This is a genomic window from Polaromonas sp. (assembly GCF_049790275.1).
In the GTDB taxonomy this organism is placed as follows: domain Bacteria; phylum Pseudomonadota; class Gammaproteobacteria; order Burkholderiales; family Burkholderiaceae_C; genus Polaromonas.
This window is the reverse complement of record NZ_JBAQYR010000099.1, coordinates 22,118-29,345: the sequence shown is the minus strand read 5'-3', so window position 1 is coordinate 29,345 and position 7,228 is coordinate 22,118. Positions and strand designations below refer to the sequence as shown.

Sequence of the window (7,228 nt, the reverse complement as noted above, 5' to 3'; positions counted from 1 at the left end):
CTTCAACGCCAGGGACTTTGACGGCCTGCGCGAGATGTTGGGCCAGGATGTGAAGCTGGACCTGGTGGCGCGCCGCAAGCCGATGCAGGCGCGCGGCGGCGAGTACTTCACGAATTACGCCGCCAAGACATACGGGCTGCGCATGACGCCGATCAACGTGGAGGGCCGGCCTGGGCTGTGGGTGGATACCGAAGCGGACGAAGGGGCCGGGGCGCCGGGGTATGTGGTGGTGCTGGCGTTTGCGCAAGGGAAGGTGACGGGGATCAGGGATTTCCGGTATGCGCGGTGGGTGGGCGCAGCTGTTGAGGGCAGTCCCGGGAAGCTTGAATAAGTGGAGTTGCGAGCAACTGCCTGCACGCTAGTCCCAGAACGGCCTGGCCTGTCCGGCAAAGCTGTCGCAAGCCTGCTGGCAGCCCTGCACATGCACCTCGCGGCGGGCGCTGAGCCAGCCTGCGCCGAAGAGGGCGCGCGGGTCGTGGCCCGACAGCCCTTGCCAGGCCCGCAGTGCCGCCACTTCGTCGTGGTAGGTGCCCAGCGCGTCCTGCAGCGGCTTGAGGGCGGTGAGGTAGGCCTCTGACTTGCGCCTTGAAAACAGGGGCTGCGCGAATTCAGCCAGGTAGCGCAGGCGCTTGAGGCGCTTGCGCAATGCGTGTTGTTCGGGCTCGAGAAGAGCCATGAATTGTTGGCCTTGCGCCAGCACCTGCTTGTGCAGCCTGGCAAGGCGTTTGCGCAAGGCTTTTTTGGGTGATTTGTTTTCTGGTTCAGCTTCACTAGAGGCCGCGTGAACAACACCGACCAGGCCCAGCAGCGCCTGCTGAAAGGCCGGTGCGCGTACCGACTCTGCCGCGCTGGGCAGGGCGCCCATTCCGTCATGCCAGTCCAGCGGCGGCCCGCCTGCCGCTTCGATCTGGCCTTGCAGCTTGTGCAGGAGGTAGTCACGGTCGCGGTGCAGGCCCAGCTCGCGGAACACGGTGGCCAGCGGCGCTTCCCATTTGTCACCCTGGTCGCCCCAGCCGCCTGCGAGGGCGCCGAGTTCTTTCAGCGCGGTGCGCAGCCGGCGCAGGCCCACGCGCAACTGGTGGATGTGTTCCTCATCGGTGCAGCCGCCGGCCACATCGCTTGCGTTGGCCAGCACCTGGTCCAGGCAGGCCGCCAGCACGGCAGCAGCCACATTGCGGCTGGAGGCGTGGCGAGGAAAGTGTGGCGGCCTGGCGCTCACAGCGGCGCCGAAATCCTGGCCCGCGGCCAGGCGTTGGCCCTTCATGGACTTGCTCACGCTGCTGAGCCACAGGCCATGCTTGAGGCACCAGTTGCCTGCCAGCGCCACGGCGCCGGCGGGTTGACCCTGCTTGAGTTCCAGCTCCAGCTCGCTCACCGACAGCGACTTGTCGCCGGCGGCAATGCGCCCCCGGTCCAGTGCAAGCTCGACCACTGCGCCGCGCACCCGCACGACCCGGGTCAGGCGGACGATGTCGGTGGTGTACACCAGCGCTAGCCCAGGGAAAGCTTCGCCTGGTTTGAGGCTCAAGGCCTGGCGAATGTTTTCGCCGACCGGTGTGCCGCTGTGGCGCGCCAGGTCAGGCACAGGCGCCGCGTTGGCGCCCAGCGCCACGTTGTGTTCCAGCCGTTCCAGCGGCCGGATGCCGGGCGCCTTGGCTGTCTGCACCCACTGCCGGCCTTCCTTGCGCAGGCGCAGCACCACGCCCTGCGCCGCCAGTGCACCCTCGGGCGTGTCGAAATAACGTGCCTGCAGCCGTTGCTGCGCAACCCGTCCGCGGCGCACGGCGGCTTCTACCGCCTGGCGCCGTGCGGGGGGAATTTCAAACTTGAGTTCGAACTCGGTCATGGTGTGCCGTGTGCAAGGCGGGGCTTCCCATCCTACGCGGCAGGGCGTGCAATGCAAGGTGGGCTCCCGGCTTTTTCTCGCAGTTCATGAAGCCAAATCGGCCTCCAGCCCTTATGTAGCGTGCGCTGCCAGCTATTTATTCGATAGCGTGTGCAGCGGATGCGGGCCAGGCGACTGCTATCTCTGGATAAAGCTTTCGACGCCTCAAGCCCGGCAGGCCTAACGGACCCAGGCAGGGAAGTAGCCCAGTGCGTTCTGCACCGTGCCGTCGTGTGCCGGCACCACCACCAGGCCAGGGTCGCGCTGCATGGCCGCGCGGATCTGCTCGATCGTGCCCTGCGTTCGCGCAGCGTTGTCGTCGACCTTGATGCGTGCGGCCCAGAACTTGGGGCTGCCGTTCGCCAGGGCCGCAGCGCTCCAGACCACGTCGCCCACAAAGAAATACCGCTTGCCCGAATCAACGGTGAGGAAGAGGCCGACCGATCCCGGGGTGTGCCCGTACATCGGCACCAGAACCACCTTGCCATTCCTGTAAAGGTCCAGGCTGCGCTCGAACCCAGCGTAGGGGCGCGGCTCGAAGGCGATGGACTGCCACTGGATGGATGGGCTTCCCACCTGCGAAGGCCAGGCGCCGCCGGTCGTGCCGGCCGGCCGCCGGATCACCTCCAGTTCCTCCGGCGACACCATGACAGGCGTGAGAGGGAAATCGGTGACGCCGCTGGCATGGTCCCAGTGGCTGTGGCTCAGGATGATGCGCGACAGGGGCCCGATCCCCGCTTTCTCCAGCTGCGCCTTGACCGGCGTGACCGGCTCCTCGTATTTGAACAGCGGCCGCATCAGCAGCGGCATGTCCTGCTGGTACTGCTCGGCGATGTTGCTGCCCAGGCCGGTGTCGAACAGGATGAACTCGGCGCCGTGCTTGATCAGCATGGCCGAGAAGACGGTGTCCACCTTCTTCGAAAAGCTGCCGCCCGAGTACACCAGTCCCTCGCGCACCTGGATCGAACCGGTTTTGACAATGGAAAAGCCCACCTCCGGCAGGGCGGCAGGCGCAGGTGGTGCGGCATGGGCGCCTGCCAGGCCTGCAAGGAGCGCCAGAAGGAGGATGAAGGGGCGGAGGAAGTTGGTAGGTTGCATGGTGGGGCACTGTACGGCTTGTCCATGCATCAGGCAAATATTGTTTATATTGTTGCTTGAGATAAAAAAGCTATGAAAGAAAGCTCATGTTCGACCTGCGAGCTCTCCGCTATTTCGTGGCCGCCTATGAAGAAGGCTCCATCACCGCGGCGGCGCGGCGTTGCTTCGTGGCCCAGCCTTCGGTCACCCACGCAATCCAGAGCCTGGAGACGGAGCTGGCCAGCCTGCTGTTCGCCCGTTCCAAAAGCGGGCTGAGCCCCACACCGGATGGTGAGAAGTTGTATGGGCTGGCCACCCGCCTGCTGGCCGAAGCCGAGGCTGTCGTGAACAGCTTTCGCGAACCCGCGGACCAGGAGATCCGCCTGCAGGTGCAGCCGGACATGCACCTGCGCCAGGTCTCAGCACTTATCCGCGCCCTGCATGAGCAACTGCCCGAGGCCAAGCTCAAGCTGTGCCAGGGCGCCGAAGAGGCCGATCTGCGCCTCGTGACTGAACGGGAGGTGGGCGCGAAGGAGTGGTCCGAGCCGCTCTGGGAGGAGGATTACGTGGCCGCCGTCCCGGCTTCGCACCCCAAGCGCTTCAACACCAGCCTGGGCCTGTCGGACCTGGAGGGACTGGCCTTCATCGAGCGCTCCAGTTGCGCGATGAACCAGATGCTGGTCCAGGTGCTGGCACAAGCCGGCATCCGGCCGGACGTGCGGGCCGTGGCCGAGCGTGAGGAGATCGCGGTGGCGCTGGTCGAGCTGGGCATCGGCGTGGCCATTCTGCCCCGCTCGCACTGTGAAGGCGCCCCGGGCGTCGTGGTTCTGCCCCTGCGCGACGCGGAGGGCGCCAAGCGGCGCGTCTGCCTGGCCTGCAATCCGCGTGACGCGGAGACGGTCAAGCTGGTGCGGGCGTTGAAGCGCGCTTTGCGCAAGCCACCGGGGGTATCGCCGGCTTAGGGCTTGCCCCGGAGTCGGCACCGCAGTTCATGAAGCAAAATTGGCCGCCAGCCCTTATGCGGCGTGCGCGAGCAGCTATTCATTCGATAGCGTATGCAGTGGAATATCTTTCTCCTCCGCCAGCTTGTCCAGCTGCTCACGCGTCTGTGTAAGCATGAAAGCAGCCACAGCTTTATGCGTGGCAGGTTCAAACATGGCGCGAATGTCAGAGGTGGCCACGCCGGCTGCGGCGCACAGTGCAGCGGCAAAGTGAGGCTCCAGCGCGGCCACCGCGGCGCGCCCGTCCTTGCAGGCGTAAACACGGTAGCCGGCATGCGCGCCACCGACTGAACCGGTGGGCTGCGTCAGGCCCCATTGCCGCGGCAGGGCCAGGTAGGCGGCGGCATTGGACAGCGCCACTTCAATGAAGGCGCCCAGGGGGTGCGGATCGCCTGAGCCGGTGTAGGGCGCTTGCCGGCGCAGCGTGGCCTGCAGCACGGCTTCGCTGGCCATCAGCGAGCCGCTCATGTCGGCGTACAGCGTGGGCGGCAGGTTCAGCCCGGTGACCAGGTCGTAGTGGGCCATGTAGGTCAGGTCGTGGCCGGGCTCTTCGCCTAGTACGCCCGGCGCACCGACGATGGCGACGTGCGAGAGCGCAGGGTAAAGGGAGTGGATTTTTTTCCAGCCCAGGCCCAGCTTTTCAACGGCCGACGGTCGAAACGAGGTGAGCAGCACATCGGCTTTTTCAAGCTCGCGGTGCAGCACCTTCTGGCCGGCTTCGCTTTTCAGGTCGGTTGTCAGCACCTTAACGCCTTCATGCAGCTGCGCATAAGCCGGCTTGTTGTAAAGGCCCATGGGGTCGCCCGCAGGCGGCTCAAGCTTGACGCAGGTGGCGCCCATCTGCCGGCAACGCATGAGCGCGGCGGGGCCGGGCAGGTTGAGCGCCAGGCTCAGGACGCGTACGCCCTGGAGGGAGGGAAGGGCAGCGATTTTGGCGGCGGCAGAGGAGGTCATCTGGGTGGTGGATGGTCGGGGGAGGAAGGGGCGGAAAGCGTCCGGATGCAATTGACCTTACCAGACTTTGCTGCCGTGGCGAGGAAGCTCTTATTTTGTAAAAATTTATGTTTTACAGAAATTAATTATTGTTTTGCAGATATTTAACGCGCACAATAGACGCCTCACGACACAAGAGGTGACCCATGAAAAACGCATTCGCCGCAAGCACCCTGACACGCCCCGACGTGCAGCGCCTGAACAGCGCCTTTGCCTGGGTTTGTGCCTCGCTGGCCGTGGCCTTGCCGCTGGCCGTGTTCTACCAGCTGGTGACCACGCCGACCGAGGGCTTGCTGCTCCGTGCGGGCGTCAACGTGTCGGCGCTACAGGCGGCCATGCTGGAGGTGGAGCTGTGGCAACGCATGCTCGCGTTGGTGCTGGGCATGGTGCCGGTGTGTTGTGCCTCCTATGGCCTGGTGTGTGCCATGCGCTGCTTCTCCGGTTTTTCGCAAGCCGAATATTTCAGCGTGCGCACGGTGCGTTACCTGCGCGGTTTCGCCGCCGGCGTTTTTGCGTCGGTGGTCACCGGCCTGTTTGCTTCGATGCTGATCTGCGTGGTGCTGACGGCCGGTGCGCCGGCCGGGCAGAGGGCGCTGTCTTTCGGCCTGGGCAGCAACGAACTGCTGACGCTGCTGTTTGCCGGCATGGTGTGGCAGATCGCCGCCGTGATGGGCAAGGCCGTGGCCCTCGCGGAAGAGAACGCCCAGTTCATTTAAGGCTTGTCCTGTGAGCATCGTCGTCAAACTTGACGTGATGCTGTCGCAGCGCAAGGCCAGGTCCAAAGACCTGGCCGCCTACGTCGGTATCACCGAAGCCAACTTGTCCCTGCTCAAGCAGGGCAAGGTCAAAGGCGTGCGTTTCGACACCTTGCTGAAGATCTGCGAGTTTCTGGATTGCCAGCCCGGCGACCTGCTGGTGAATGTGCCTGATGGAGGCTCTTTAACCCGTTAGCAGGCCGCGTAACGCCTGCGCCCCGACTGCGTCAGGCGCCGAAATCGAGCGGCAGGCCGACGTAGTTTTCAGCGACCGAGCGCGCGCCGGTCTCCGAGTGGACGATGTAGTCCAGCTCGGCGTCCTGCAGCTTCTGGCCGATGGGGCCGTTTTCCGGGAAGTGGTGCATCAGGTTGGTGAACCACCATGAGAAGCGCTCGGCCCGCCAGATGCGCTTGAGGCAGCGTTCCGAGTAGGTGTCGATGCCGGCTTCGCTCTTGTCGGCGTAAAACTCGATCAGCGCGCCGGACAGGTACTTCACATCCGTGGCGGCGAGATTCAGGCCCTTGGCACCGGTGGGCGGCACGATGTGGGCGGCATCCCCGGCGAGGAACATGCGTCCAAAACGCATGGGCTCGGCGACGAAGCTGCGCAGCGGGGCGATGCTTTTTTCGATGGACGGGCCGGTGACGAGTTTTTCGCGGCCGCCCGCGTCCAGGCGCAGGCGCAGCTCGTTCCAGAAGGCGTCGTCCGACCAGGCTTCGACCTTGTCGGTCAACGGCACCTGCAGGTAGTAGCGGCTACGCGTGTGGCTGCGCTGCGAGCACAGCGCAAAGCCGCGCGTGCTGTTGACGTAGATGAGTTCGTGGTGCACTGGCGGTGTGTCGGAGAGCACGCCCACCCAGCCGAAGGGGTAGATTTTTTCGTATTCGGCCACCGCGCCGTCGGGCACGCTGGCGCGGCAGACGCCGTGAAAGCCGTCGCAGCCGGCAATGAAGTCGCATTCGATCTCATGCGTCTGGCCGTCTTTTTCGTAAGTCACACGCGGCTTCTTCGTGTCGAAGCCGTGCACGGCCACGTTGCCGGCTTCATAGATGGTGGTGAGGCCTGCCGCCTGGCGCGCATCCATCAGGTCGCGGGTGACTTCGGTCTGGCCGTAGACCATGACGTTTTTGCCGCCGGTCAGGCGGTTCATGTCGATGCGGTGACGTTCACCCTTGAACAGCATGTCGAAGCCGCCGTGCACCAGGCCTTCCTGGCGCATGCGTTTGCCGACACCGGCTTCGTCAAGCAGGTCAATACAGACCTGCTCGAGCACGCCAGCGCGGATGCGCCCAAGCACGTAGTCGCCGCTCTGGCGTTCAACAATAACCGCGTCGATGCCGGCCTTGTGCAGCAACTGGCCGAGCAGCAGGCCGGAGGGGCCTGCACCGATGATGGCAACCTGGGTACGCATGTCTGTCTCCATTTCGTTTTTACTGAACAGCTAGCGTATTCGCCGCTCCCGGGGACGGCCAGATGGCCACGCGCGCCGTGTGCGATCTCCACGCCATTTGTGCGA

At 64.8% G+C, this 7,228-nt stretch carries 7 protein-coding genes and 1 pseudogene; 4 read left to right on the top strand and 4 right to left on the bottom strand.

Features of this window, described 5'->3' with window-relative positions; translation table 11 throughout:
- Window positions 1-331 (top strand): annotated as a pseudogene (locus tag WA904_RS13430) (RNA polymerase sigma factor); the annotation flags it as partial.
- A gap of 27 nt (window positions 332-358) precedes the next feature.
- Here WA904_RS13430 and WA904_RS13425 read toward each other — a convergent pair.
- Window positions 359-1,846 carry a CYTH and CHAD domain-containing protein gene (locus WA904_RS13425; protein WP_425197627.1) on the bottom strand — a complete coding sequence of 496 codons (1,488 nt, stop codon included), beginning with the start codon at window positions 1,844-1,846 and terminating at the stop codon, window positions 359-361.
- Window positions 1,847-2,065: 219 nt separating this feature from the next.
- Entirely contained in the window at window positions 2,066-2,983 is a 918-nt protein-coding gene (locus tag WA904_RS13420) for an MBL fold metallo-hydrolase (protein ID WP_425197626.1), read from the bottom strand.
- A gap of 86 nt (window positions 2,984-3,069) precedes the next feature.
- Between WA904_RS13420 and WA904_RS13415 the strand changes: the two genes are divergently transcribed.
- Window positions 3,070-3,924: a LysR family transcriptional regulator gene (locus tag WA904_RS13415; protein WP_425197625.1), complete on the top strand. Its 855-nt coding sequence runs from the start codon at window positions 3,070-3,072 to the stop codon at window positions 3,922-3,924.
- Window positions 3,925-3,999: 75 nt separating this feature from the next.
- Here WA904_RS13415 and WA904_RS13410 read toward each other — a convergent pair whose 3' ends face one another.
- A complete protein-coding gene (locus WA904_RS13410) occupies window positions 4,000-4,917 on the bottom strand; it encodes a CoA transferase (RefSeq protein WP_425197624.1) in 918 nt (305 codons plus the stop codon).
- Window positions 4,918-5,102: 185 nt separating this feature from the next.
- Between WA904_RS13410 and WA904_RS13405 the strand changes: the two genes are divergently transcribed.
- Both WA904_RS13405 and WA904_RS13400 read left to right on the top strand, forming a co-directional pair.
- Complete coding sequence (locus tag WA904_RS13405) at window positions 5,103-5,672, top strand: DUF2975 domain-containing protein (protein ID WP_425197623.1); 570 nt, start codon at window positions 5,103-5,105, stop codon at window positions 5,670-5,672.
- Window positions 5,673-5,682: 10 nt separating this feature from the next.
- On the top strand, window positions 5,683-5,907 hold the full coding sequence (locus WA904_RS13400; RefSeq protein WP_425197622.1) for a helix-turn-helix domain-containing protein: 225 nt from the start codon (window positions 5,683-5,685) through the stop codon (window positions 5,905-5,907).
- Between the two features lie 31 nt (window positions 5,908-5,938).
- Here the strand turns inward: WA904_RS13400 and pobA are convergent, their stop codons facing one another.
- The gene (pobA, locus tag WA904_RS13395; RefSeq protein WP_425197621.1) at window positions 5,939-7,123 is read right to left on the bottom strand and encodes a 4-hydroxybenzoate 3-monooxygenase; all 1,185 of its coding nucleotides are present in this window, start codon (window positions 7,121-7,123) and stop codon (window positions 5,939-5,941) included.
- Window positions 7,124-7,228: the final 105 nt, after the last annotated feature.

What these genes read in the sequence shown, in the direction of transcription:
- WA904_RS13425 (WP_425197627.1), bottom strand. Translation starts at nt 1,846, where the DNA reads ATGACCGAGTTCGAACTCAAGTTTGAAATTCCCCCCGCACGGCGCCAG.
- pobA (WP_425197621.1), bottom strand. Translation starts at nt 7,123, where the DNA reads ATGCGTACCCAGGTTGCCATCATCGGTGCAGGCCCCTCCGGCCTGCTG.
- WA904_RS13410 (WP_425197624.1), bottom strand. Translation starts at nt 4,917, where the DNA reads ATGACCTCCTCTGCCGCCGCCAAAATCGCTGCCCTTCCCTCCCTCCAG.
- WA904_RS13415 (WP_425197625.1), top strand. Translation starts at nt 3,070, where the DNA reads ATGTTCGACCTGCGAGCTCTCCGCTATTTCGTGGCCGCCTATGAAGAA.
- WA904_RS13420 (WP_425197626.1), bottom strand. Translation starts at nt 2,983, where the DNA reads ATGCAACCTACCAACTTCCTCCGCCCCTTCATCCTCCTTCTGGCGCTC.
- WA904_RS13405 (WP_425197623.1), top strand. Translation starts at nt 5,103, where the DNA reads ATGAAAAACGCATTCGCCGCAAGCACCCTGACACGCCCCGACGTGCAG.